We start from the raw sequence: 721 nt of genomic DNA on the forward strand, positions 1-721 counted from the left end.
AAACCTCTATCGGAATGATGGATGAGTCTTTCACTTGGGTATTCTCTATTTTTAATGGCCATAGCGAGCGCATCTATGCAAAGCGATGTTCTCATATGGTTATCTAGTTTATAGCCCATAATTTGCTTGGAATAAGCGTCTGTAACAATGGCTAAATAATTATGGCCGTATTGTGTTTTAATGTAAGTGATATCGCTTACCCATAATTGTTCTGGACGAGTAGGAACCTGATCTTTAACTAGGTTTTTATATTTTTTGTACATATGGTTTGAGTTGGTGGTGGTGATGTAATTTTTACGTTTTGGAACTAAAAGATTATTGAGTCTTAAGAAACGGTAAAACTTATCCCTGCCAATCTTAATGTCAGCGTTTATAAAGTCTTGTTTTAGTTCTGCATAAAGTTTAATCCCGCCCGTTTTTGAGCCTACTTTTTTACGGTAGTCCTTAACCAATTTGATTAACTTTTGATGGTCTATTTCTTGTTTTTGTTGTGCTTTGATTCTTTTGTAGAAAGCTTGTTTAGATATCCCAAAACATCCATAGAGCCACTTTCTTTTATACGTGCTTTTTTCTTTTGCTCTATCTCTTTTACTAATGTTTTGGGCAATGACTTTTTTGCCATATCTACCCCTGTAATAAGTTCCATATCAGCAATAATGTCTTGCTGAAAGTCTTTCTGAAACTCCAGTTCCTCAATCTTTTCCTTTAACTTTTTAATTTC

General features: G+C 34.3%; 1 protein-coding gene and 1 pseudogene. Both read right to left on the reverse strand.

What is annotated here, in order from left to right; all coding sequences use genetic code 11:
• On the reverse strand, nucleotides 1-452 hold a 452-nt coding region (locus ACH2AZ_RS12470; RefSeq protein WP_394908097.1), incomplete at its 3' end, for a DDE-type integrase/transposase/recombinase.
• Nucleotides 453-472: 20 nt separating this feature from the next.
• Nucleotides 473-721: pseudogene (locus tag ACH2AZ_RS12475) on the reverse strand (DNA-binding protein); the annotation flags it as partial.

It is taken from the genome of uncultured Mesonia sp. (assembly GCA_947499595.1).
Classification (GTDB): domain Bacteria; phylum Bacteroidota; class Bacteroidia; order Flavobacteriales; family Flavobacteriaceae; genus Mesonia; species Mesonia sediminis.